The sequence below is a fragment of the Thermostichus sp. MS-CIW-36 genome (genome assembly GCF_054059035.1).
Window position 1 is genome coordinate 20467 of the sequence record NZ_JBSSBR010000001.1, and the last position, 24605, is coordinate 45071.

The 24605-nt window shown below is 57.8% G+C and carries 20 protein-coding genes and 1 CRISPR repeat array; of the genes, 11 read left to right on the top strand and 9 right to left on the bottom strand.

Features of this window, described 5'->3' with window-relative positions; genetic code table 11:
• Nucleotides 1-9: 9 nt before the first annotated feature.
• The 3 genes from ACVWVQ_RS00110 to ACVWVQ_RS00120 all read left to right on the top strand — a co-directional run bounded on the left by ACVWVQ_RS00110 (nucleotide 10) and on the right by ACVWVQ_RS00120 (nucleotide 2527).
• The gene (locus tag ACVWVQ_RS00110) at nucleotides 10-729 is read left to right on the top strand and encodes a Uma2 family endonuclease (protein WP_457467349.1); all 720 of its coding nucleotides are present in this window, start codon (nucleotides 10-12) and stop codon (nucleotides 727-729) included.
• Nucleotides 730-808: 79 nt separating this feature from the next.
• Nucleotides 809-2197, top strand: a complete 1389-nt coding sequence (locus tag ACVWVQ_RS00115; RefSeq protein WP_457467357.1) for an MFS transporter — start codon at nucleotides 809-811, stop codon at nucleotides 2195-2197.
• A 225-nt stretch (nucleotides 2198-2422) separates the two neighbouring features.
• Nucleotides 2423-2527 (top strand): EAL domain-containing protein, encoded by a 105-nt coding sequence (locus tag ACVWVQ_RS00120; protein ID WP_457467356.1) that lies wholly within the window; start codon nucleotides 2423-2425, stop codon nucleotides 2525-2527.
• 56 nt (nucleotides 2528-2583) lie between these two features.
• On the opposite strand, the gene ACVWVQ_RS00125 is transcribed toward ACVWVQ_RS00120, so the two are convergent.
• The 4 genes from ACVWVQ_RS00125 to trpE all read right to left on the bottom strand — a co-directional run bounded on the left by ACVWVQ_RS00125 (nucleotide 2584) and on the right by trpE (nucleotide 6925).
• On the bottom strand, nucleotides 2584-3045 hold the full coding sequence (locus tag ACVWVQ_RS00125) for a hypothetical protein (protein WP_457467348.1): 462 nt from the start codon (nucleotides 3043-3045) through the stop codon (nucleotides 2584-2586).
• A gap of 184 nt (nucleotides 3046-3229) precedes the next feature.
• Nucleotides 3230-4336, bottom strand: coding sequence for a chlorophyll synthase ChlG (gene chlG / locus ACVWVQ_RS00130; protein ID WP_414332050.1), 1107 nt, complete (start codon nucleotides 4334-4336; stop codon nucleotides 3230-3232).
• A 234-nt stretch (nucleotides 4337-4570) separates the two neighbouring features.
• The gene (locus ACVWVQ_RS00135; protein WP_457467132.1) at nucleotides 4571-5401 is read right to left on the bottom strand and encodes a phytanoyl-CoA dioxygenase family protein; all 831 of its coding nucleotides are present in this window, start codon (nucleotides 5399-5401) and stop codon (nucleotides 4571-4573) included.
• 3 nt (nucleotides 5402-5404) lie between these two features.
• Nucleotides 5405-6925, bottom strand: a complete 1521-nt coding sequence (trpE, locus tag ACVWVQ_RS00140) for an anthranilate synthase component I (protein ID WP_457506260.1) — start codon at nucleotides 6923-6925, stop codon at nucleotides 5405-5407.
• 140 nt (nucleotides 6926-7065) lie between these two features.
• On the opposite strand from trpE, the gene ACVWVQ_RS00145 reads away from it, so the two are divergent.
• Together ACVWVQ_RS00145 and ACVWVQ_RS00150 are read left to right on the top strand one after the other, a co-directional pair.
• Nucleotides 7066-7614: an NUDIX hydrolase gene (locus tag ACVWVQ_RS00145; protein WP_011432186.1), complete on the top strand. Its 549-nt coding sequence runs from the start codon at nucleotides 7066-7068 to the stop codon at nucleotides 7612-7614.
• Nucleotides 7615-7871: 257 nt separating this feature from the next.
• Nucleotides 7872-8537 (top strand): hypothetical protein, encoded by a 666-nt coding sequence (locus tag ACVWVQ_RS00150; protein ID WP_457506262.1) that lies wholly within the window; start codon nucleotides 7872-7874, stop codon nucleotides 8535-8537.
• A 393-nt stretch (nucleotides 8538-8930) separates the two neighbouring features.
• On the opposite strand, the gene ACVWVQ_RS00155 is transcribed toward ACVWVQ_RS00150, so the two are convergent.
• Nucleotides 8931-9830 carry a M23 family metallopeptidase gene (locus ACVWVQ_RS00155; RefSeq protein ID WP_457506264.1) on the bottom strand — a complete coding sequence of 300 codons (900 nt, stop codon included), beginning with the start codon at nucleotides 9828-9830 and terminating at the stop codon, nucleotides 8931-8933.
• A gap of 205 nt (nucleotides 9831-10035) precedes the next feature.
• On the opposite strand from ACVWVQ_RS00155, the gene ACVWVQ_RS00160 reads away from it, so the two are divergent.
• On the top strand, nucleotides 10036-11082 hold the full coding sequence (locus tag ACVWVQ_RS00160; RefSeq protein WP_457506266.1) for a carotenoid biosynthesis protein: 1047 nt from the start codon (nucleotides 10036-10038) through the stop codon (nucleotides 11080-11082).
• Nucleotides 11083-11128: 46 nt separating this feature from the next.
• Nucleotides 11129-12166: a threonine aldolase family protein gene (locus ACVWVQ_RS00165; protein WP_457506467.1), complete on the top strand. Its 1038-nt coding sequence runs from the start codon at nucleotides 11129-11131 to the stop codon at nucleotides 12164-12166.
• Between the two features lie 89 nt (nucleotides 12167-12255).
• Here ACVWVQ_RS00165 and lspA read toward each other — a convergent pair whose 3' ends face one another.
• From lspA to ACVWVQ_RS00180, 3 genes are all read right to left on the bottom strand, one after another.
• On the bottom strand, nucleotides 12256-12780 hold the full coding sequence (gene lspA, locus ACVWVQ_RS00170; RefSeq protein WP_457444965.1) for a signal peptidase II: 525 nt from the start codon (nucleotides 12778-12780) through the stop codon (nucleotides 12256-12258).
• Nucleotides 12781-13040: 260 nt separating this feature from the next.
• The gene (locus tag ACVWVQ_RS00175) at nucleotides 13041-13265 is read right to left on the bottom strand and encodes a hypothetical protein (protein WP_414357256.1); all 225 of its coding nucleotides are present in this window, start codon (nucleotides 13263-13265) and stop codon (nucleotides 13041-13043) included.
• Nucleotides 13266-13422: 157 nt separating this feature from the next.
• Complete coding sequence (locus tag ACVWVQ_RS00180; protein WP_414357258.1) at nucleotides 13423-14226, bottom strand: ABC transporter permease; 804 nt, start codon at nucleotides 14224-14226, stop codon at nucleotides 13423-13425.
• A 194-nt stretch (nucleotides 14227-14420) separates the two neighbouring features.
• Between ACVWVQ_RS00180 and ruvA the strand changes: the two genes are divergently transcribed.
• The 4 genes from ruvA to ACVWVQ_RS00200 all read left to right on the top strand — a co-directional run bounded on the left by ruvA (nucleotide 14421) and on the right by ACVWVQ_RS00200 (nucleotide 19761).
• Nucleotides 14421-15035 carry a Holliday junction branch migration protein RuvA gene (ruvA, locus tag ACVWVQ_RS00185; protein ID WP_414381256.1) on the top strand — a complete coding sequence of 205 codons (615 nt, stop codon included), beginning with the start codon at nucleotides 14421-14423 and terminating at the stop codon, nucleotides 15033-15035.
• Nucleotides 15032-15640 carry a nicotinate-nucleotide adenylyltransferase gene (gene nadD, locus ACVWVQ_RS00190; RefSeq protein ID WP_414412804.1) on the top strand — a complete coding sequence of 203 codons (609 nt, stop codon included), beginning with the start codon at nucleotides 15032-15034 and terminating at the stop codon, nucleotides 15638-15640. The genes ruvA and nadD overlap by 4 nt, the downstream gene beginning before the upstream one ends.
• Nucleotides 15641-15649: 9 nt before the next feature.
• A CRISPR array of direct repeats spans nucleotides 15650-18104; the repeat unit is 36 nt; unit sequence GTTTCCAATTTCTAGGGATCCCCCCGAAGGGGGAAC.
• A 359-nt stretch (nucleotides 18105-18463) separates the two neighbouring features.
• The gene (locus ACVWVQ_RS00195; RefSeq protein WP_148202683.1) at nucleotides 18464-19528 is read left to right on the top strand and encodes a polyamine ABC transporter substrate-binding protein; all 1065 of its coding nucleotides are present in this window, start codon (nucleotides 18464-18466) and stop codon (nucleotides 19526-19528) included.
• 89 nt (nucleotides 19529-19617) lie between these two features.
• Entirely contained in the window at nucleotides 19618-19761 is a 144-nt protein-coding gene (locus tag ACVWVQ_RS00200) for a chlorophyll a/b-binding protein (protein ID WP_041436191.1), read from the top strand.
• A 258-nt stretch (nucleotides 19762-20019) separates the two neighbouring features.
• Here ACVWVQ_RS00200 and ACVWVQ_RS00205 read toward each other — a convergent pair whose 3' ends face one another.
• Nucleotides 20020-24600 (bottom strand): GAF domain-containing protein, encoded by a 4581-nt coding sequence (locus ACVWVQ_RS00205; protein ID WP_457506269.1) that lies wholly within the window; start codon nucleotides 24598-24600, stop codon nucleotides 20020-20022.
• Nucleotides 24601-24605 lie beyond the last annotated feature (5 nt).

The following is a 24605-nucleotide window of genomic DNA, read 5'->3' on the forward strand; positions in this document are numbered from 1 at the left end:
TGCCCGGCCATGACCATTACCCCCTATCGCTGGCCCACCCAGCACGACTTGCCCGATACAGACGACACCCCCTTGGACAACGAGGATCAAGGCCGCCAATACCCCCTCCTCCGGGAGCCGCTGCTGCTGCACTGGTCGGATCGGCAAGACTTTTTTGTGGCTTGCAATATGGGCCTTTACTACGCCCTACCCCGGCAGGTCATTGTTCCAGATTTGTTTCTGGTGCTGGGGGTTCCCCGTTGGCGGGATGGCACTGCCCGCAAAAGTTATGTGGTTTGGGATGAAGGGAATATCTTGCCTATTCTCATCTTGGAGATCATCTGCAACGACCAGGGGGAAGAAAAACCCGGACAAGCCAAATTCCAGCTCTACGAAAGGCGGCTGCGGATCCCCTACTACGTCACCTTCGAGCTAGAGACCGATGAGCTGAATGTTTATCAACTCCAGGGCGGACACTATGAGCTGCTCCCCGGCTCAGGCGCTGGAGAACATCCCCCCATTCTGTTGCCCGATTTGGACTTGAGTATCGGTCGGTGGTGGGGATCCTACGAGGGGCGAGAACGCTTTTGGGTGCGCTGGTATGATAGGGCAGGGCAATTGTTGCCTACGGGAGCTGAACTAGAACGGCAGCGGGCTGAATTGGAACGGCAACGGGCAGACCTAGAACGCTCCCGAGCCGAACGACTGGCCCAGCGGCTACGGGAACTGGGAGAAGACCCTGAATTTTGATCAGCTTTTCCAGGGATCCCCAAAAAAGAAATCTCCACCTACCCCCTACACTGGAATCCTGGCATTCCAGGGGGACATGATGACCAGACAGCGACTCAGTTTGTGGACGAAGCTGGCCTATGGGGTGGGGGATCTGGGCACAGGCATGACGGCCAACATCCTCATCTTTTTCCTGCTGCCCTTTCTCACCAATACCGTTGGCATGTCGGCAGGCCTAGCCGGCAGCATCTACGCCATCACTCGCTTTTGGGATGCCATCAACGATCCCATCATCGGCATTCTCAGCGACCGCACCCGCACCCGTTGGGGCCGTCGCCGCCCCTGGCTGCTGTTTGCAGCCCTCCCCTTTGGCCTCACGTTCCTGGCCCAGTGGTGGATCCCTTTTCCCGGTCGGATTGGCCCCCTGTTTGCCTACTACCTGGCGGTGTCGCTCTTGTTCAATACCTTCTACTCTGCGGCCAATATTCCCTACGCCTCCCTGACAGCGGAGCTGACCCAGGATTACGACGAGCGCACCCAGCTCAACCAATTCCGCTTTGCCTTCTCTGTAGGGGGCAGCATGGTTGCGGTGGTTACCTTTCCGCTCTTGGTCAACTTGCTGCCGGATCGGGCTGCCGGCCACCTGCTGGCGGGAGCCTGTTTTGGAGTGATCTCGGCTGTGCCCTTGCTGATCTGCTTTTGGGGGGTGCGAGAACGGTATCCATCCCAACGGGATCCCATGCCCCTGGTTCAACAACTGCGGGTGGCCTTCAGCAACCGCCCCTACCTGTTTGTCAGCGGCATCTACCTGTGTTCTTGGCTAGCGTTTCAGTTCACAGCCACAATCATCCCTTATTTCATCGTCTTCTGGATGGGCCTGCCGGAGGTGTGGATTTCCTTGGTGGTACTGGCGGTACAGGGGATCGCAGTGCTGACGCTGTTCGGTTGGACCCAACTGAGCACCCATCTGGACAAGCGCACCATGTACCTTATCGGGGCGGGGTTTTGGCTGATCTCGCAGGCGGGCCTGTTTTTCCTCCAGCCCGGCCAGCAAGGGATCATGATTGGGCTGGCTCTGTTGGCCGGCATTGGGGTTTCTGCTACGGCCTATCTCGGCCCTTGGTCCATGTTGCCGGATGTGATCGATCTGGATGAACTACAAACCGGGGAGCGGCGGGAGGGGATCTTCTACGCTTTTATGGTCTTCTTACAAAAGGTGGGCCTGGCGCTGGGACTGTTTTTCGTGGGGCAAGCTCTGGATTGGGCCGGCTTTGTGCCTTCGGTGGCCGGAGAGGCCCTGCCCATCCAGCCGGAATCGGCTTTGTTGGCCATTCGCGTTGCCATTGGCCCCTTACCGGGAGTGGCTTTGATCGGCGGGATCTTGCTGGTGTGGTTCTACCCAATCACCCGGCAGCGTCATCAGCAGATCCTGATGGAATTGGAAGAAAGACGGCAACAATACCACCCCAGCGCCGAAAGATCTCCTTAGACCGCAAAATAGGCTACGGTTTCTAGCGGCAGAGCAACTGGCGCAATTGCGGGGGTTTTGATCTTCGGCCCAGGCTACTCCTCTCTCAGGGGCCTGCAGGATTACCTCATCAATGGCCTGAAAAAATGGCCTGAAAATCGATCACTCCTTCATCTCGCGCTGGGGGCCGAATGAAGAAAATGCCGAGACCATTGCCTGATCATCACCTTGGCCCGCAGCCTGGGAATGGATGTCACTGCCGAGGGGATCGAAACCCTACAGCAACTGCACTTAATGAGGTTGTTGAACTGCGAGTATGGCCAGGGCTATTTCTTCGCCAAACCTCTCTAGGATGCAGAGCAAATGCTGCGGTTGCAACTGGACAAGAGGTGAAGGGATCCCTGCCCTCAATCCAGGATGATGCGCAGGCCGCTACCCGAGGGAGTCACCGGTTCAGAGCTGGGCAAAATCCGCAGCCCACTGCCGGAGGGCCGGATCACTGTGTTGTCAGCATTTACGAAGAAGGTGTTGGATTGGCCGTCCCGCTCATACACCACCACGTCGTTGCGGTTGAACTGGGAGCGACAGATGATGGGGGAGTTGTCGGCAGCAGTAGCCGCACTGCAGCGGTAGCCAGGGGCGGAGACGATCCTGCCTTCTTCATCGATGGAAAAAGGAACTGCAGAGGGCAAGATTGGAGAAAAGACCGGCTGGTCGGGATTGAGGATCACCGAGCCACCTGTGCTGGGTTCTACCACGATCCCCCGCCCGTCGATGACGATCCGCTGTGCTTGGGCGGGAGAGATGGCCAGCGGCCCCAAGAGCAAAGCCAGGCTTAGGCCGAGTTGGAGGGGAAACAACAGCTTCATTGGATATCTCCTTTGGCCCAGGGCCATAACAGCTTCCAGGGATCCGCCAACGATCCTTGCAGGGGATGGATCCCTGGCTCAACTTAACTTGATCTTGACTTGATCTTGGCCCAGATGTCGGGCCGAACCCAGGGCGGAAGCCGTCACCTCTGTTGCCAAGATGGGCACTTTGCCGTCGGCTCGACTACCACAGCCCCGAGCGGCCCAACGCCAGCCCGACCACCAACATGCCCAACACCAAAAAGGGCTGCGCGCTGGCTTGGTATTTCACATCGTTGTTCAAAGGATCCCGCAGGAGGTACATATCTTGGAAGGTTATTTGGGGAATGATCAGCAGCACCAAAAGGGCCGCGTAAAGTTTTAGGCCCGCCCCCAGCAAAAACGAGGCCATGCCGAACTGGAACAGGTCGATCATCAGCACCGAGATCCAAGCGGCCCCCATCGCCCCGAACATCACCGGCAAAGAGGCCAAGCCAAACTGCCTGTCCCCTTCGATGCTTTTGAAATCGTTGACCACAGCAATCCCCAGCCCGGCCAAGCTGTAGATCAGCGTCAGGATGCAGACCGTCCAGTTTAGCTCGCCGAACAAGGCGTGGCCTGTCCACCAGGGCAGGGCGATGTAGCTGGCACCAAGGGCATAGTTGCCCAGCCAGCCGTTGCGCTTGAGCTTCAGGGGGGGCGCCGAGTAAATGTAGGCAATCAGGGCTCCCGCCAAGGCAATGCAGGTGATCACCGGGAAGTCATGGCCCGTGTACCAGTCCAGAGCGTAGGCCAAGCCCAACCCCAAGATCAGCAGCACCCAGATCTGGATAACCACCCGCTGCAGAGAAATAGCGCCGGAGGGAATGGGGCGGTAGGGCTCGTTGATGGCGTCGATCTCGCGGTCGTAGTATTCGTTCACCGTTTGGGTATAGCCCGTCATCAGGGGGCCCGCCAGGATCATGCCCACCAAAATGAGAGCCACATTCTCCCAAGTCCAGGTGAAGTGACCGGAAGATGCCGCCCCCGGAATCAGACCCCACACCAAAGGGATCCAGGTGACAGGCTTCATCAGTTGCAAGTGCAACTGCCAAATGGAGCGAGACTCCACCTCTGCTCCTTTCATGCCCAGCAGTTGACGGACACGCTGCGCATTCGACCCGCCGGTGCCAGGGGATCCCTTGCCGGGATCCGAGTCTGGGGTGGTTTCTTCCGCAGTAGCTCCTACCTCCTCTAAACTGGGCTCTGCAGCAAAGGCCATCTCAGCCGCCATTTCCGGCGAGGAGGGATCTTGAGGGATCTTTTCGCTCATGGTGGGATGCGCAATCAAACTGCAATAACGGGGATAACCACCCCCATTCTGAGACATCCTAGCCGGATTGCTCAAACAAGAGGAAAGAGTCAGAAAGTTTAAAGTCAGGGTCGTTATCCAGTCGCTCCGAAACGGTCTGTTGCAATTCCACACTCTCCCCTCCCAGAAGGACAAAGGCGGATGGCGCGGAGCGCTTGGGAAGTCTTGGCCGGTCAGCTCGCAGTTCCGGGCCGTCTACACAATCTGTGCCGTCACGAATAGGCGCTGATGCTCGGCTGGGATCCGCTCTTTCTCTTGGGCCGGGATCACCAGGGGAGGTTGCTGAGTGTAATTGATGGGATCCCGAAACCAAGCGCGGCTGTAGGTGTTGTAGAGAAGAGGACGGGGAGCGGGCGAGCGATTGGCCCGACCCAGGTGAATCAGGCGGTAGTCAAACAGGAGGCAGGATCCCTTGGCCAGGGGCGGATCGACAAAGGGCATCTGCTGGGCCAGCTCGGTATAGTGGGCATCGAAGACCGCATGGCTGCCGGGCCAGAGACGGGTCATGCCGTTCTCTTCGTTGACCTCCACCAGAGGAATAAGCAAATTCAGGGCATAGCAAGGAATGATTGCATCCAAGGTCTCGTCGCCAAACAGATGAGACAGATCCCGGTGAACTTGTTGATCGGCGGATCCCGGCAGAGAGACCACCGCCCCCAGCCCGCTCAAGATCAACTCCGGCCCCAAAATCCGCTTCAGGATGGGCAAGATCAGAGGATGGGCATAGATGAGGGGATCGTTGAAGGGGCCCTCCAGGCGAACCGTTACCATCACCCGTCTATTGCCCACTAACAGGGCATCGGCGTGGTTTTCGTGGGTGCAGTAGTGGCTGTAGGTGGCCAGAAAGCTGCTGTGCAACTTGTCGATGAGCTCGGGGGGAAAGATCTCCGGCAACACCAGATAGCCCTCTGTGGAAAACAGTTCAAAAGCCTGCTCTACGGTCTCTGGATCCGGCTGCTGGAGCTCCTGTAAGGACTCCGTCCCGCTGACGCGAACCGCAGGGCTGAAGCGCAACTGGGCCAACATGGGCTAGGTCTCCTGCAAACTGGCCACAGCCATTAACATGCCCCGCGCTTTGTTCAGACATTCTTGGTATTCCCGCTCCGGATCCGAGTCGGCCACAATACCTGCCCCGGCCTGCAAGCTCACCTGGCCCTGATGAACCAGCAGGGTGCGGATGGTGATGGCGGTGTTCAGTTGGCCGGAAAAGTCGTAGTAGCCATAGGCGCCGGCATAGGGCCCGCGGCGGCATCCTTCCAGCTCATGAATAATCTGCATGGCGCGGATTTTGGGGGCACCCGTAACGGTTCCGGCGGGGAAGGTGGCCCGCAGCAGATCCCAGGCGCTGTACTGGGGATCCAGCCGCCCCACCACGTTGCTGACAATGTGCATCACATGGCTGTAGCGCTCGATCTGCATCAGGTCATCCACCTGCACAGATCCCAGTTGGCAGACCCGTCCCAGGTCGTTGCGGGCCAGATCCACCAACATCACATGTTCGGCCCGTTCTTTCGGATCTGCCAACAGCTCTTGCTCTAACTGCCGGTCTTCCTGAGGGGTGGTGCCACGGGGGCGGGTGCCGGCAATGGGGCGCACGGTGGCGATGCGGTCTTCTCCCACCCGGCTGAGTTTGACCATCACCTCTGGGCTGGAGCCGATGAGGCAGAGATTCCCAAACTGCAAAAACGCCATATAAGGGGAAGGGTTAATCAGCCGCAACGAGCGGTAGAGGCAAAAGGGATCCCCCGCAAAGGAGATGGTAAACCGCTGCGAGAGCACTACCTGGAAGATATCTCCGGCGCGGATGTAGTCCTTAGCCCGTTCCACCGCTTGGCAGTAGGCCGGGCGGCTCAGGGTGCTGGGAGGGATTTGTTCGCGCCAGCGGGACGGAGTCCTTTCTGGCAGGTGAGGCTTCCAGTTGAGGTGCAGATGGGCCAGAGAAAGAGGAGCGCTGAGCTGCTGCATCAGCTTTTCCACCCGCCGGCAGGCTTGGGCATAGGCTTCCTCAGGAGCGTGGTGACGGGTATCGGCGAAGGCCACCACCCAGATCTTGCGCTTCACCTGGTCGAAGAGCAAAATGCTGTCCACCTGCATAAAAACGGCGTCAGGGGGATCCCCCGGCTGCAGGGGGTGGATGGGCACCTTGGGTTCGACCCAGCGAATCAGCTCGTAGCCCCAGTAGCCAAACAGGCCGCCGATGCTGCTGGGCAATTCCGGCAAATGCACCGGCTCATAGGGCTGCAAGCAGCGGGCCAAGATGGCAAAGGGATCCCCTTGGTGGTGCTCCTGTCGGCCATCGCGGTAGCGCTGTAGGGCTTGATCTCCCCGTATTTCCAATACCCACAGGGGGTCGCAGCCCAAGAAGCTGTAGCGGGCCACCTGTTCCCCCCCCTCCACCGACTCCAGGAGAAAGTTGTAGGGCTGGCCAGCACAAACCCGATACCAGGCAGAAACCGGCGTTTCCAAATCCGCCACCCATTCCTGGTACACCGGGATGAAGTTGCCCTGTTGGGTAAGGGCAAGAAACTCCTTCAAGGGAGGGTAAATCATGGCCTGCAACTTTTGTGCTTTTCCTGACTCTACCCCAGACACGGGATCCCAAGGGCGTGTGAATCCCTCTGGATTGCCCGGTTGCAACAGCGCCGAAAACCATTAAGCTGAGAGCGGCTCTACTCTCGGGATCCCTTGCCATGCAAAACCCATCTCAGGTGATTCGCGAGCGCCTGCGCTATCAAGGCCATAAATACACCTTCGTCAGCCAGCGTTTGCGTTTTCCCAACGGCAAAGAGGGGGAGCGGGAGTACCTCATCCATCCCGGGGGGGTGGTGGCCGTGCCTGTAACTGCAGCAGGCAAGTTCGTCTGCATTCGTCAATATCGCTTTGCGGTTGCCTCCTACCTTTATGAATTTCCGGCAGGCACAGTCGAGCCAGGGGAGCATCCCGATGACACCATTCGCCGCGAGCTGGAAGAAGAAACGGGCCTGCGTGCCCATCGCTGGGATCCCCTTGGCCAATTTTATTTGTGCCCCGGCTATTCCAGCGAGATTATGTATGCCTATTTGGCGCGGGAGCTGGAAGTGCTGGATTCCCCTCCCGATAAGGATGAGGATGAAGATATTACCGTAGTGGAGTTTTCTGCTTCTGAGCTTACAGAAATGGCCCGTTTGGGAATGGATTTGGACAGCAAGTCCATTGCCTGCTTTTGGCGGGCCCAATTGTTTTTGGCTGCTGAAAAATAAAGCTCTCCGTCGGGGGGGCTGCCCCTTGCTCCTGGGGGATCCCTTTCCAATTGGCGGGGCGTCTCTCCAAGCCGACTTTGTTGGCTACAGAGGAAGCTCCAGGCTTTTCACCCTAACTTGGTAGCCCATTGCCAGGCGAGATCAAGGTGAGATCGAGGTTGCGTTCGACATAAAAGGGATCCCTGTATCCCGGCTGTTTGGTTGACTGGGAGAACCTTGGAGTCCTTTAGAATTTTAGGGGCGAGGAGTGAGGAAATATGCGGAAACTGCTGTATTCCTGTGGTCGAATAGCCTGGGGAGCGGCCTTGGCTGCCACTCTACCGGTTGCTGCTGTTCCTGCCTATCCCCAGCCCGTGCTTCCGCTGCTGCCGGTTCCTTCTGAGGGTGGCACTGCTCGAGGTGGGGTCGTGGCTTTATTCAATCAATCCATCTGGTGGGATTTTATTCGCGGCAATCGCGGTGAAAACCTGCGCCTGTTCCCGGCCAGCCTAACCTCTCCATCTCGCCAGGATGTGGTGGCCGTGTTTCAGATTCAGCGGCAGCCCACCGTGGAGCCGGTGGTGCGCGTTCTCAGCTTCGAGCACCAGGGGGGGTATAGCTTTCGTCTACTCCACACAGCTGAGCCGATCCCAGGGCGGTTGGTGGAGGCTCACCTGCGCACGGACATTACCTCCAGCCCACAGCCCAAGTTGGTGCTCCTCACCGAGCGAGGGGGCATCAGCCTGCTGCGCTCTGTCTTGGTCTTGGAACACCGGCCTGAGGGACTTGTGCCGCTGCTGAGCGTGACGGATCTGAGCAATGCCAGCCTGCGGGTCAGCCCGCAAGGGATCCTGGTCATCTCAAGCCCGCCCGGTGCCAGCCGTGATTTGAGGGCTACCCTCTACCAATGGGAGGGGGATGGCTTTGTCCGTCGAGATCTATAAGTCCATCATCTGTTGTGACTGTTGTGAATCTGCCTGTCAATATCCATCTTTGTCAGCGAGGTCTCGCGTGGAGCGGATGTCCGTCTCGGCTATCGCTGCCCTTGCCAGCAAGCTGATACATTCACGCTGAACTCTCCTGAACATAGTTCAGGAAAGAAGCGATCGCATCCTGCCTATCTCTGTTCGCGTCAGCGGGACGGAGTCCAAACAGGAAGGCGGTATCCCGCAAAGCCCTGAGGAATACCCCCCGAGCGCTTTCCCCCTTCACTTCCCGGCAACCGTTGCGGTGGACTCAAGGATCAGGGGGAAACTTGGTCTACTATATCCCTCTCAATGACTTTTGCCAAACCGCCTAAAGCTCAGTAAATTCAGCAAAGTTCAGGGTTTTGGGGGTTAGAGGCATGCTCCCAAACTGGGGGCTTGTCCCACCTGCCAAAGGAACAGGCTTTCGGCCCCAAGGGGATGAATGCTCCAGGGATCCAGGCCAGACCCAAACCACCCGTAGGGATCGACGGCAGCTGGTTGGCCGGAGTTGGTGTTGTCGAAGCGACGTACCTCGAAATGAAGATGGGGCCCGCTGGCACAGCCGCTGTCTCCCGATAGGCCGATGATTTCTCCTGGGGCCACCACTTGCCCCTCCTGCACCCCAACTTGGCTGAGGTGGGCGTAGAGGGTTTCCCAGCGGGGAAGGGTTCTTCTGTCTGCTCTCTCCCCATCGGAGAATTCTGGCTCGTGCAGAAGGCGCACCCGCAACCCCCTGACCAGCCGGCCCAAGCTGGGGCAAAAAAACTCCGGCTCCTCGCGGGCCAAGGTGACCCGACCGGCGGCAGCGGCCAGGATCGGGGTGCCCACCGGCATCTCCCAGTCATAACCGGCATGGCCATCGCTTTTGCCACACGGGTGCAGCGGGCCAGGGATCCAAACTTGGCCTTGCCCACTCACAAACCGTCTGTTGCCATCCCTCTCCCCCAAAGGCAAGTCATGGTCGAAGAGGTTGGTGACAGGAAATTCCCCAACAAAGGGCTTGTGCAAAAACGGCCACTGGGGCGGCGGCGGATCCCCATAAGCAGAACGATATTTTTCCAGCTCCAGCCGATAGTCTTCCAGATCCTGACGCTGGGCGGGATCTTCCGTGTGCTGCTGCAACAGATCCACCAGCTGCAGGGCCTGAAGCCAGTCCTGGCGCTCCACAGCACGAGCCAACTGGGCGTACACCCCCACCCGGGATCCCTGCGGCGAAGACGGGGAGGAGACCTGAGGAAAAACGGGCGAGATGTTTACGAATTGATACAATAGACAGCAAAATATCAGCAGTGTCACCGTTAGCGGTGGTGACATCCCTGCCCAGAGGGCCATCCCAAGTAGGCCGGCCTGCAAACAAGCGGGTTCATTCTTGGCTTCGGGCTCTCTCTTCAGGCCATCCGCTTTTCCCCTCAGCCGCCGTATGGGTTGCAAGGAGACAGAGCGGCTTCGCTTAACCACTCTTCGGGAGTTTCTCATGCGTTGGTTCTCGTCCTCTGGTGTTCTCGTCAGCCTGCCTTTCCAGTCTTCTGTTGGGCGAAGTGTTCTGCCCCTGTCTGGCTCGATTTGGCAGCGGCTGGAGGCCTTAGCTCTGGGTTTGCACATTCTGTCTTTGCTTTTTGGGTTGGCAGGGTTGCTCTGGGTTGTACCCCATCCTGAGTGGGTGGCCAGTTTGCCCCCCATTGGCATTCAAGCTTTCTCCTTGAGCATGGGCAATGGCGGCGTGGCCTACATGGTGTTCGGTGCGCTGGCGGCAGCTCTGATGGGATCCCGGCTGTTGGGGGTGCGGCGCCTATTGATGTTTTTGATCCCGGCGGTGGGCATTTCCTTGGGCAGTGAGCTGTTGGGTACCAGCACTGGGATCCCCTTTGGCAACTATGGCTACCTGAGTGGGCTGGGCTACAAGATTGCCGGTTTGGTGCCTTTTACCATCCCTCTGTCTTGGTTTTATGTGGGGTTGTCGTCCTATTTGTTGGCGCGTGTGGCTCTGCAAACCCAGCGCCACTGGTTGATCCACTTCGAGGCCATCATGTTGGGGGCCCTGCTGCTCACCGCCTGGGACTTCGTGCTGGATCCGGCCATGACCCGCGGCTTGATCCCGTTTTGGACGTGGTTTCAGCCGGGGCCCTTCTTCGGCATGCCGTTGCAAAACTTCGGGGGTTGGATGCTGACCGGGGCTGCCTTTATGACGGTGGCCAATCTGCTGTGGGGCGAGGATCAACCCATCCTTGACCGCCGCCAGTTGGTGGGGCCGCTGGTGCTCTATGTAGCTAATTTTGCTTTTGCCCTGTTGATGAGCCTGGGCTCCGGCATTGTTGCGCCGGCGGGGCTGGGCCTGTTGTTGGGGTTGGGGCCCGCTTTGGGGTTGTGGTGGAGTGCAGAGACTCCATCCCCCTATCGCGACCAGCCTGTGCCGCCTTCCCATCCTGAACAGGACTCCATCCCGCCATTGCAAGCGGTCGAGGGAGAGGCAGGTCGGGACTGGGATACTTTGGAGGATCCCGGTTGGGTTGGCGCGAAATAAACTGGCCCTAACCTTTCCTCGGCGAGATCCCCCAGTTGTCCAGGCCATGAACTTTTGCAGCGACAATGTCACAGGCGCCTGTCCTGAGGTGATGGAAGCCCTGTTGGCCCTCAAGGGATCCGCCATGCCCTATGGAGGGGACGAATGCACAGCGCAGGTGCAGAGGCTCTTCGCCGAGATCTTTGAGCATGAAGTGGCGGTGTTTCCGGTGGCAACGGGATCTGCTGCCAACGCCTTGGCCCTTTCGGTGCTCACCCCGCCCTACGGGGCCATTTATTGCCATCCCGAAGCTCATATCAATCTGGACGAATGTGGAGCGCCGGAGCTGTTTACAGGTGGGGCCAAGTTGGTGGGGATCCCAGGGGAACAAGGCCGTATCGACTGGGGCAACTTAAAAACGGCCCTGGAGCGGGCAGGGTTTGGGGTGGTTCATCACGTACAACCTGCCTGCCTCAGCCTGACCCAAGCCACCGAGGCTGGCACCCTCTACTCCTTGGAGCAGCTCAGATCCTTGGCGGATTTGGCCCATCACTTTGGCCTCAAGGTGCATATGGATGGGGCTCGCTTTGCCAATGCCCTGGTTGGTTTGGGTTGCACCCCTGCCGAGATGACCTGGAAAGCGGGGGTGGATGTGCTGTCCTTTGGGGCCACCAAAAATGGAGCCTGGGCTGCGGAAGCGGTGGTGTTTTTTCATCCAAATCAGGTGGGCGATTTTGAGTTTCGTCGCAAGCGCAGTGGCCATCTGGTTTCGAAGATGCGCTTTTTGTCTGCCCAATTGCAGGCTTATCTCCAGGATGGGGTGTGGCTGCGCAATGCCCGCCATGCCAACGCGATGGCCCAACGGTTGGCGCAGGGACTGGGATCCCTGCCGGGAGCCAGGTTGGTATATCCCACCGAGGCCAATGAGGTTTTTATCGAGCTGCCGGAGCCGGTTCTCCAGGCCCTAGAGGGAGCGGGGTTTCGGTTTTACCGCTGGCTGGGGGAAGGTCACCACTTAATCCGCCTGGTGACGGCTTTTAACACTTTGCCCGCAGATGTCGAGCGCTTCTGCCAGGTGGCTCAGCAAGCCAGCCGTTTGCAATAGGCGGACGGAGTCCTTGCAGCTGACCGGGGATCCCCCTGGCCAAAGGCCTGAGCATCCCAAGGGATCCCTGAAGGCTGTTCATCGGCTCGTCAATCCTTAAAGTGGGTGCTGTCGCGACCGGGCTTTTTCTCCAGGCAGGGCGAGGCGGAAGTCGATCCCGTTTTCTTCGAGTTGTCCTGTAGCAGACCAATCAGCAGACAGGCCACCCCAAGGTTGATGGCCACATCGGCCACGTTGAACACCGGAAAGCGGATCCAGACCCAATTGAAAAAATCCACCACATAGCCGTTGACGAAGCGGTCGATGCCGTTCCCCACCGCTCCTGCCCACACCAAGCCATAGCCGGCCTGTTCCCAACGGCTCAGGATCCCGCCGCGGATGGCCAGCAGCCCCAATGCCAGCGCTACCCCCAACGAGATCCACTTCAAGAGCTCTGCCGAATCTTCAAACAGGCTCCAAGCAGCGCCGGTATTCTCCACGTAGGTGAGGTGAAACACCCCTGGCCACAGCTCAATCTCTGGCCCCGGCAGCAGCCGTTCCACTGCCCAGTGCTTGGTCGCCTGATCCAAGATTACCCCCAGGATCCCGGCCAGCCAAAAGCCTTTGTTTTTCATGTCGTCTTGGCCTCAATCACGTCCACCGGCAAGAGCGCCCCGATGAGCACTTTTCCCATCCTGACATGCTGCTCTTCTGCCGGCTCATTGCCCAGAAGCTCAAGGGCGGAGCTCTGGACTCGAAGTTGGGCCTGTAACGGGATCCAACACCGGTGAGTGGCCTCAGAAGCGATTGGCCGCCTCTGGCTTGAGAGGAGCAGCAAGAAAACCGTCCAGCTTAGGCAACTGGACGGGGATCCCCTGGGGGTGGACAGGATTGGCTACCGACCCTGCTGCTCCAGGGAGCGGCGCAATTCACTGGCCATCTGCATAAACTCTTGCGGATTGCCCGCCTTGCCGTAGGAAGAGCGATCCTGAACCTTTTTGCCGCTGCCTTGGCGGGTGCGGGTGCTGAGCAAAGAGCTGGCCATTTCCATGAACTTGGCAGGATTTCCCTCGCTGCTGCCCCGCACTAGAGGGGCGCGTCCGGCACGAGTGACAGCCATAGATACCTCAATTTTCACAAATGAAATGCTTGTTACATTTTCTCACAAGGGATCCGCGATCAACCAGGGCCAGCGTTTCTTTGCTGTTACAGCGACTCCGGCCAATGCTTGGGGATCCTTCTAAGCCGCAAACCTTGCCTGAGGTTGGAAAGAGCCATCAGCGAGTCGTGGTTTTCTCTTGGGTCAAGTGATGGATCAGCCAAATGGGGAGCACCGTCAGGCCAATCACCCCCAGAGCCACCACGCTGATCACCGGGCGCTGCCGAGGCTTGGTGAGCTGGCTAAACACCCAAATCGGCAAGGTTTGCTGCTGGCCGGCGGTGAAGGTGGTGACGATAATCTCATCGAAAGACAGGGCAAACGCCAGCAGGGATCCCGCCAATAGGGCCGAGGCCAGTTCGGGCAGAAGGATGTACCGAAAGGTTTGCAGAGGATTGGCCCCCAAGTCGGCAGAAGCCTCCAGTTGAGAGCGTCCCATGCGGCGAAACCGGGCCAGCACGTTGTTGTACACCACCACCAGACAAAAGGTGGCATGGCCGATAACAATTGTCCAAAAGCTGAAGGGGATACCCAGCAAATGGATCGCTGAGCGCAAGGCGATCCCGGAGACAATGCCCGGCAAGGCGATGGGCAGCAACACCAAAAACGAGATCGTCTCGCGGCCAAAAAATCGGCTGCGATAGACTGCTGCTGCCGCCAGGGATCCCAGCACCACTGCCACTCCGGTAGCCAGCAAAGCCACCCGCAAAGACAAAAACAAGGCCCGCCAAATATCGGCCCGCCCCCAAGCCACGGCAAACCAGCGCCAGGTCAGCCCCGGCAAAGGGAAGCGCAAGGTCGCCTCATCGGGGCTGAAGGCATAAAGGACGATCACCAGCAGAGGAAGATGGAGAAAGAGCAGCACCCCCAGCGAGAACAGGATCCAAAGCCATTGGCCGATGGGAAAAGGGCGAATCGGCATGGATGAGGGAGAATACAGAGCTGGATGGGGAACAGTCTACAGGTAGAGAAATGGTCTGTGAAATCTACAGGTAGAGAAATGGTCTGTGAAATAGCCTTGTAGGGAAGCAGCCTTTGGCAAGGACTTTAGATTGCTTGGCCGACTTTGGAGCTCCAGTCGAGCAGAGCATCCCAAACCCAGATTAAACTCGCAGCATGATCGCGTTTTTAAGCGGCCACCTTGTTGCCATCGAATGGGGAGAGCGCAGCAGCCTCACCGTTGAGGTGCAGGGGATCGGCTATCGCGTCAAGGCCCCAGGACGTTTTCTCAAGCAACTGCCTGCAGTGGGGGAGCCCGTCCGGGTGTTCACCCATTTGGTGGTGCGAGAGACTGAGCTGGTGTTGTACGGGTTTGGCTCGCCAGCCGAGCGGGACTTGTTTGTGGAACTCATCAAAGTCTCGGGGGTGGGGCCGGCTTTGGGCTTGGCCCTGCTGAATACCTTCAGCCTGCCGGAGCTGGTGCAGGCGGTGGTGACCGAAAACGTGCGCCTGCTCTCCCTCACGCCGGGGGTAGGCCATAAAACGGCCCAACGGCTGGCCCTGGAGCTGAAAACCAAGCTGGCCCACTGGCGACAGGGGATGGGGGTTGCGGATCAACCCTTGGCCGGGGGGCCGCCCATGCCTATCCGGGAAGAGGTGGAAATGGCCTTACTGGCCCTGGGCTACAGCACTCAGGAAATTCAGGCTGCCTTGCAAGCTCTGCCCACTCACCCCCGCCCAACGGAAGACTGGCTGCGGGATGCCATCACCTACCTGAGCCAGCAGCCATGAAGCACCGCCGCATTGCCATTCTGGGCGGAACCTTCAACCCTGTGCACCATGGCCACTTGATCATGGCAGAACAAGCTCTTTGGCAGTTTGACCTGGATCAGGTGCTGTGGATGCCCGCCGGGGATCCCCCCCACAAGCCTCTGGCCCCTGGCGCCAGCAAAGCCGACCGCTTGGCGATGGTCAAGCTGGCCATTGCCGACCACGAGCGCTTCGCCTGCTCAGAGCTGGAGATCCGCCGTTCGGGGCGCTCCTACACCATCGAGACACTGCGCACCCTCATCCAGGAGCAACCCAATACCCAGTGGTACTGGATCATCGGCGTGGATGCTCTGCGGGATCTGCCCCAGTGGTATCAAGCGGAAGAACTGGCCCGCCTCTGCCATTGGATCGTTGCCCCACGGGTGGATGCCGGCGATGCTGCCCAGGTGTTGCAGGCGGTAGCCGAAAAGTTGCCTATCCAAGCCCAAATCCTGGAAGCTCCCACCCTGACGCTCTCTTCCACTTACCTAAGGCAGCAAATCCAAAAGGGAAGGTCTATCCGCTACCTGGTGCCCCCTGCCGTGGAGCACTACATCCGGCAGCACCGCCTCTATCTGCAGCCCTAGTTTCCAATTTCTTCCAATTTCTAGGGATCCCCCCGAAGGGGGAACAAGATTTAAGAGTGACTGGCTCTACCTGTTTAGAGGTGTTTCCAATTTCTAGGGATCCCCCCGAAGGGGGAACACCTGTATCGGTCGATAAAGAACGCGCTGCGGGATCATGTTTCCAATTTCTAGGGATCCCCCCGAAGGGGGAACTTGTCCACACGGTGACAACTAATGCTCAGGGAGGCCAGTTTCCAATTTCTAGGGATCCCCCCGAAGGGGGAACGCACTGCAAGAAGAAGAAAAAACTATTCCTATTACTGTTTCCAATTTCTAGGGATCCCCCCGAAGGGGGAACATGGAAGTCCGCCTGCTAACCTAACTGTGGAGCAAACGCTGTTTCCAATTTCTAGGGATCCCCCCGAAGGGGGAACTACGTCTGACCAATCTGTAGATTGGAATTACGTAATGTTTCCAATTTCTAGGGATCCCCCCGAAGGGGGAACAAATAAACGCTCTAAGCAAGACAATGATGGATTAGCAGTTTCCAATTTCTAGGGATCCCCCCGAAGGGGGAACAGTAGCAAGTTCAACGGCCTGGTCCCGGTAGCGTCCAGTTTCCAATTTCTAGGGATCCCCCCGAAGGGGGAACCATAAAACCATTCAGCTATAGGATTATTAGTTATCTCAAGTTTCCAATTTCTAGGGATCCCCCCGAAGGGGGAACTTTCACCTGGGTGTTGTTTCTATCCCTACAAGGGAGGAGTGTCGTTTCCAATTTCTAGGGATCCCCCCGAAGGGGGAACCTGATCGTATTCTCTGCCCTGATCTAGATACCAGCGGTTTCCAATTTCTAGGGATCCCCCCGAAGGGGGAACGGTACACACAGGGTGTGGACGTATCCCTCGTATAAACTCTCGGATTGTTTCCAATTTCTAGGGATCCCCCCGAAGGGGGAACGGTTAGATCAGTTCACCCATCACCGCCCAATGAGGGAGATGTTTCCAATTTCTAGGGATCCCCCCGAAGGGGGAACCCAAAAAGTTCATAAGGCAGTGCGCCGTCAGTCCAAAGAAGTTTCCAATTTCTAGGGATCCCCCCGAAGGGGGAACTGTGCAACACGGCAAGCACAGGACGCTTGTTCCTGTACCGTGTTTCCAATTTCTAGGGATCCCCCCGAAGGGGGAACCCGCTCATCCAGGTTACCGCGGCGGCCGCCCTTTTCCTACGTTTCCAATTTCTAGGGATCCCCCCGAAGGGGGAACCACCACCAGTCGGTGGCCACAGGTGAGCCCAAGCAAGTTCCGTTTCCAATTTCTAGGGATCCCCCCGAAGGGGGAACCACCACCAGTCGGTGGCCACAGGTGAGCCCAAGCAAGTTCCGTTTCCAATTTCTAGGGATCCCCCCGAAGGGGGAACCTGACCTGTGGGGAGCATACTACAAACGTGATCACGTTTCCAATTTCTAGGGATCCCCCCGAAGGGGGAACTCCAGGCGCAGCTAGACTGTGCGTTTACAGACCTTGCAGGGGCGCAGGATTGGCTTGTTTCCAATTTCTAGGGATCCCCCCGAAGGGGGAACCCCAGCAGCTTCTAAGGTAGAAGAGTTGTCCATTGGAGATGTTTCCAATTTCTAGGGATCCCCCCGAAGGGGGAACCCCGGCTGACTCGTCGGTGCCCGTACCTCTAATATATGTTTCCAATTTCTAGGGATCCCCCCGAAGGGGGAACTAAAACAGAGAGCGAGTGTTTCTCAGGCTGGACAACTGCAAGTTTCCAATTTCTAGGGATCCCCCCGAAGGGGGAACATTTAACTCCTGAATCTGATCAGGAGTTAACTTTGTGCAGTTTCCAATTTCTAGGGATCCCCCCGAAGGGGGAACTGCCTTAGTGGCAGCCTTTGGTGCGGGGTTTAACTACTGTTTCCAATTTCTAGGGATCCCCCCGAAGGGGGAACACGGTAACAAACATCTCTACCTATACGGGAGTAAAAATCTCTGTTTCCAATTTCTAGGGATCCCCCCGAAGGGGGAACTTCACAGGCTACCGCCCACGATGGGGCGGGCCAGTTGTCCTGTTTCCAATTTCTAGGGATCCCCCCGAAGGGGGAACAACTTAGTTCCAACCTTCTCTAATGCGCCTATTCCAGCTTTACCAATTTCTAGGGATCCCCCCGAAGGGGGAACAACACTAGGTGGTAATCCTGCAGGCTACGGCCCACGGAGGACCAATTTCTAGGGATCCCCCCGAAGGGGGAACAACACCAATCAAGTGTGTCAGCATCTGCTGTGAAGTAGCTACCAATTTCTAGGGATCCCCCCGAAGGGGGAACAACCACCCTTAAACAGGGAGGAAAAACACCCAGGTATAGTCACGACCAATTTCTAGGGATCCCCCCGAAGGGGGAACAACCCCAGAATTATTCAGTTGTAATACTCCCTATTCCTACGCGACCAATTTCTAGGGATCCCCCCGAAGGGGGAACAACTCCACCCCTATTAAACCCAAGCAGGGCAAGGAATGCAAGACCCATTTGCGAGGGATCCGGAAAAAAGTCGGCAAAAAGAGCTGCGGCGAGGGGGTTTTGGGGCTGGAAAGCCTTGTGGCGCAAGGCATCGAGGGATCCGACGAAAGAATCGGCCTTTGCGGCTTTTGGCGGATCGCTCGCGGAGGCGTTGATACCGTTTGGGTGTTGTCTTGGAAACAAGGGTGAGTACCCGAGCCTCAACCGGAGTTTGCGGGGCTTGGCGATTGCCCAAGGCGTGCCCCCTAGCCGCGGGTGTAGCCGGCTGGGGGATGAAAGCAGATACGATGTTTTCAACTTTTCACAGTCGGAGAAATCTCATGAAAAAGTGGATTGCCTCGGCTACAACCCTACTCTGCTGTGTGCTTGTCCTGGTTTTGTTTTGGCCCCATGTTACCTCTGCCCAGAGGCAGACCCTCAATCTCTACATCTGGTCAGAATACATCGATCCCGACATCCTCACCGCCTTTGAAAAAGCCACCAATAGCCGCGTGCTGGTCAGCGTGTACGAATCCAACGAAGACATGGTGGCCAAACTGCGGGGGGGAGGCACCAGCCAGTACGACATTGTTGTTCCCACCGACTACATTGTGCCCAACATGTTGGAGCTGGGACTGCTGCAGCCTCTCAACAAAGAATTGATCCCCAACCTAAGCAACCTGGGCGAAAAATTTGTCGGCCTGCCCTTTGATCCAGAAAACACCTACACCGCCGCCTATCAGTGGGGCACCACCGGCATTGGCTACCGCAAAGACCGCCTGCCCGAAAACTTTGAACGCTCTTGGGGATTGATTTTCGACCCGCAGCAGCAGTATGGCCCCTTTGTGATGATCGACGAGATGCGCTCCATGATCGGCGCTGCTGCCGTTTACCTGGGCTTCGATATGAACACCACCGTTCGCTCCGAACTGCAGCAGATCCAGCAGCTTTTGATCGACACCAAGCGCCGCAGTGCCGGCCTAATTGGGGGCGTGGGGGGCAAAAACCAACTGGTTTCTGGAACGGCCAATGTAGCCATCGTCTACAGCGGCGATGCCCTGCAAGCTGCCGAAGAAAACCCCAACATCGGCTATTTTGTCCCCCGCGAGGGTGCCCACATTTGGCTGGATGTAATGGCCATTCCCGCCCAGGCCCCCAACCCCGAGCTGGCCAATCGCTTCATCAATTTCATCCTGGATGCTGAAGTCGGCGCTCAACTGAGCAACCACAACCGCTTCGCCACCCCCAACGCTGCGGCGCTGCCGATGATCAACCCAGAAGATCGGCAAAACCCGGCCATCTACCCTGACGAAGAGGCCCTGGCCAAACTCACCTACCTCAAAGTGCTGTCAGGGGAAGAGCTGCGCCTCATCGACGCCCTCTGGACAACCGTGAAAAGCAGCTAGGGATCCCTTGTTAGCTCTCGACATAAAACTTGACACTTTTTAATATCTGAGCCACATTAAAGATGTCACCTGTTGATGGAGCTAGAACCATGGAAAACCAAGAAGCTAAGTTTGGCTTTACCACCTTCGCCGAAAAATGGAATGGCCGTTTGGCAATGTTGGGCTTTGTGATCGGCGTTGCGACCGAGTTGCTGACCGGCCAAGGGATCCTCTCTCAAATCGGCCTGATGTAATCCCGGTGGGCCTAGGACACTGCTGTAGATCCTTGCTTGCCTGGCTGTAGTTTCCACCCTCTGCAAAGCAGCCAGGCTTTCGCATTGCCCTCGATTCTGGATTTAGGTCTGAATGAATCCAAATGGAAGTGGAAGCGAAATGCAGGCTGTTAAGTCCAGCTTCCACTGCCTTGCTTCTGCCGCTGACTCTCCTCTTCCACTGGGAGAGGGGCGGGGAGTGAAAGCTAGCAGCGCAGAAGGCTTGGGATCCCTAGGAATCTACTCTTCCAAATCCTGCAAGTACTGGCGGATATCGGCCAAGATGCGTTCTAGGTCTTCTGGGGCCTGGAGAGCGCGTGCCCATTCTAGGTCATGATCACCTTGGGATCCCTGCTGGGCCAGCGCCACTCCTAAGTGCTCCAGCTCGCGAACCACTTGGCAAAAAGCGTTGGCTCCCACGTTGGAGCTGGCTCCTTTGAGGCGGTGGGCGACCCGCCGCATTCTTTCTGCGTCGTAACCGGCAATGGCTTGGCGCAGTTGCGGAAGCTGGGTTTCGCAATCTTGGATGAACACCTGCAATAGCTCTCGCTGAAACCCGCGATCCCCGCCGGAAACCTGATCCAGGTAGGCAGAGTCGATGGGGTAGGGCTGGGTGGGAGAAGAGGGATCCCGGCTCTCAGCGGGGGAAGCTGGAGAGGCTTCTTCAGAAGCGGCTTGGTTGGAGGATCCTGCTGCAGACTGGGCAATCACCTGGCTCCAGTGGTTGAGCACCCTTTCCAAATCTTCCTTCAGCACCGGTTTACTGAGATAGTCGTCCATGCCAGCTTGCAGGCAGCGCTCCCGATCCTCGTGCATAGCGTTGGCCGTTAGGGCAATCACCACGGTGTGGTGGCCAGATCCCCGCTCCCGCTGGCGCAGACGGCGCGTGGCCTCGTAGCCGTCCATTACTGGCATTTGGCAATCCATGAGAATAAGGTCGTAGCTGACCTGGTGCAGGAGATCCAATACCTCCTGACCATTGGCCACCACATCGGCCATGTAGCCCAAGCTCTGGAGCTGACGCAAAGCCACCTTTTGGTTGACGGGGTTATCCTCTGCCAGCAAAATGCGCAGGGACTGCTGGGGTCGGTCGGCCATAGGCGTCGTCTGAGAGAGAGGGGGGCCAATGCCCAAAAGAGAGGTGGAGAGGCCAGAAGATTTCCCCAGGGCCATGGCCAACGCCTCCTGAAGGCGGCTTTGTTTTACCGGCTTAACCAAGTAGGCAGCAAAGCCAATTTCAGCAGCGCGGCGGGAGTGCTCCCCCAGTCCCAGGGAGGTCATCATCACCAGTTGCGTCTCGGCCAGTTGCGGATCTGCCTTGATCCAGCGGCCCAAGGTCTCCCCATCCACCTCCGGCATTTGCATATCCAAAACGACCAGGGGGAAGGGTCTGCCCTCGCGAACGGCTTGGCGTAGCTTGTCCATGGCCTGATAGGCATCCTCGGCCTCTTCCACCACCATTCCCCAAGCCGCGGCCTGACAGCGCAGGATCTTGCGATTGGTGGCATTGTCGTCCACCACCAACAGCCGCTTGCCCTGCAAATCCACCGGGACACGAGCAGAAGGCTGGGAAAGCTGCTGGGCATAGGGCTGCCGCTCCAGGGTCAGCTCAACGCTGAAGGTGCTGCCCTGCCCCTCTTGGCTGTGCACCGAGATGGTTCCCTCCATCAGTTCTGTCAGTTGTTTGCAGATGGCCAAGCCCAGTCCCGTGCCCCCGTATTTGCGGGTGGTAGAGGCATCCACCTGGCTAAACGGTTGAAACAGCTTGCTCTGCGCCGCCGCCGGGATCCCGATCCCGGTATCTCTCACCGAGAGCCTGAGGTGGACATGGGTAGCGGTTTCTTGCAGCACCTCTGCTTGGATCACCACCTCTCCTCGGTGGGTGAACTTAATGGCGTTGCTCACCAAGTTGTTGAGGATTTGCCGTAGTCGCGAAGCATCTCCCCGCAGGTAGCGCGGCACTTCCGGTGGCATGAGCACCGCCAGCTCCAATCCCTTGGCGTGGGCAGTGGGGGCAAACAGATCCGCCACCTCTTCCAGACACGAGCGGAGATCGAAATCCAGGATCTCCAGCTCCATTTCCCCGGCCTCCAATTTGGAGAAGTCCAGGATGTCGTTGATGAGGGTGAGCAGCGCATCGCCGCTGACGCGGATGGTCTCTACAAAGTCCCGCTGTTCTGCATTGAGGGGGGTCTCCAGCAGCAGGCCCGTCATCCCCAACACCGCGTTCATGGGGGTGCGGATCTCGTGGCTCATGGTGGCCAAGAAGATGCTCTTGGCCTGTGCAGCCTGCTCTGCTGCTTTGCGAGCCTGCTCCAGCTCGAGGCCGCGCTTTCTCTCCCGTTCCAAAAGGGCTGCTTGGGTGAGGGCAATGCCAATTTGGTTGGCCAACTGCGACAGCAGCTCCATCTCAAACGGCTGCCACTGACGCGGGCCAGAGCACTGGTGGGCCAGCAACAACCCCCACAACTGCTGCTCCAAAAACAGCGGCACCACCAAGTTGGCCCTGACCTGCATTTTTTGCAGCAGCTCTAGGTAACAAGGCTCCAGTCCTTCACTTTCCACATCGCTAACAACGCGAACGCGGCCCTGGCTGTAGAGCTGGGCGTACTTTTCCTGAAAACAGGGATCCTCGATCACCTCTCCCAGCAAGGAGGGGATCCCTGGCTGAGTTTTCTCGTTGGAGATGATCCCAGAACCATCCGGCTGGAAGCGATAGACCAAGACTCGGTCGGCTTTGAGCAGGGCTTGGATTTCTGTTACCGCCGTCTCTAGGATCTCGGCGATATCCAAAGATTCGCGGATCTTCAAGCTGAGATTCGCCAGCAACTGAGCCCGGCGGTTTTGCCGCTCCAATTCTTCTGCCGCTTTCTTCTGCTCGGTAATGTTGCGGAAGATGCCCCGCGTAGCTACCATCACTCCATCTTCAAAGCGGCAGTTGACATTGCCCTCCACCCAAACGGTTTCACCGCTGGCCGTGAGGAAAGCTGTCTCTACCCTCTCCAGTTTCTCCCCCGATAGAAGCTTCTGGAAAAGAGCCTGGCAGTGCTCCCGGCAGTCGGGATGGAGAATGTCGAAGAGGGTCATCTGACAAACTTGAGCTTCGTCATAGCCCAAGGTCTCTTTCCAAGCGCGGTTGACATATAAAAAGTGCCCTTCGGCATCCACGCTTTGGATGAGGTCAGTGGCATTTTCAAAGAGATCCCGGTAGCGCTCTTCGCTTTCTTTCAAAGCCAGCTCCGCCAGCTTGCGGTCGGTGATGTCGATGCCGGTGCCCATGACAAACTCCACCTCGCCGGCAGCGTTGATTAGGGCGGTGTTAGACCAAGAAATAAGCCGCAGTGCCCCTTGCTTGGTGCGCCAAAAATTCTCATGGCGATTCAAAAAGAGGGAATGATTGCCCTTGAGCTGTTCAAAAGCTTGCTTCACACCAGGCACATCTTCCGGTGGGATCAAACCTAAGTCCCATAGCAGCCGGCCCTTGACCTCTGCCAGCGAGTAGCCAGAAAGCTGCTCGGCAGCGCGGTTGAAGCGCAAAATGTGTCCCTCAGGATCCAGAACCACCACCAGCGCCCCTGCTGTATCAATAACCGCGTTGGTAAAATCTCGCTCTTGCTTGAGGGATCGTTCTGCCTCTTCTCGCTCGGCAGTCTCCCGGCGGATGAGGAAGTAAACCGAGGCCAAAACCAGGTAAGTAAAAATGAGCCCGCCAAAAGCAATGAGATTGGTTCTAACCCAGGCAAACTGAAATTCCTGGCTACGTTGCTGCAGAAGGCGATTTTCCTCCTGCTGGAGCACCCGAATCAACTCGACAATTTGCTCCACCAACCTTGGCCCTTCGCTGCTTTCCAGGGCTTCCTGGGTGGCGAGTAGCCCCTCTTGCTCCCTCAGCCGGATCAAGTCTTGGATGACTCGTAGCCGTTGCTCCAGCAGCAGCTCTAGGCGCTTCAGACGCTCCTGTTGCAGGGGGTTGTCGACAGTCAGTTCCTGCAGCAGGCGCAGACGGGTAGAGATTGCTTCAAGGCTGTCTTGGTACTCACCGAGGTAGCGAGGATTATCGGTCAGAAGATAGCCACGTTTACCGGCTTCGGCGGCGCGGGTTTCCACCAGCAATCCTTCCAAGTTTTGGATCACTTTTAGAGTGTGGGCCACTCGTTCTGTAAGCTGCGGCAGTTGAGAGGCATTCCGCTGAGCTGAGTAGGTGATCCCGCCCAAAAGCAAGGCAGCCAGGCCAAAACCGGCGGTAACTTTGAGGAGAAAGCGGTTTTTGCGGGCAGGTTTAGTATCCCCCGACTTAGGCAGCAGAGGCGTCTGAGCCAGTTCCCTCAAAGTACGGCGCAGCTCCAGTTGGGCCACCACCTGATGGGCCAGGGCTTGTAATTGCTCCAGTTGTTCTGGGGTCAGGTGCCGAGGCTGATAATCGATAACGCAAAGCGTGCCTAAGGCTTGCCCTTCTGGAGTTACCAGAGGGATGCCAGCATAGAAGCGGATGTGGGGCTCTTGCGTAACAAGCGGGTTGTCGGCAAAGCGCGGATCCTGAGTGGCATCGGGCACCACCAGCGGCTCTTTAGGCGACAAGATGGCGTGGGTGCAGAAGGCCACATCCCGTGGGGTCTCCTGCACATCGACGCCGAATTTGGCTTTAAACCACTGGCGGTGTTCGTCGATAAGGGTGACCAGGGCAATGGGCGTGCCGCAGATGTAGGCGGCAAGGCGGACGATCTCGTCAAAGGCAGTTTCAGGTGCCGTATCGAGAATCTGATACTGCCGCAGGGCAGCCAGCCGTTGCTCCTCATTGGGAGGGAGGGGGGCCTTAGGCATAGGTC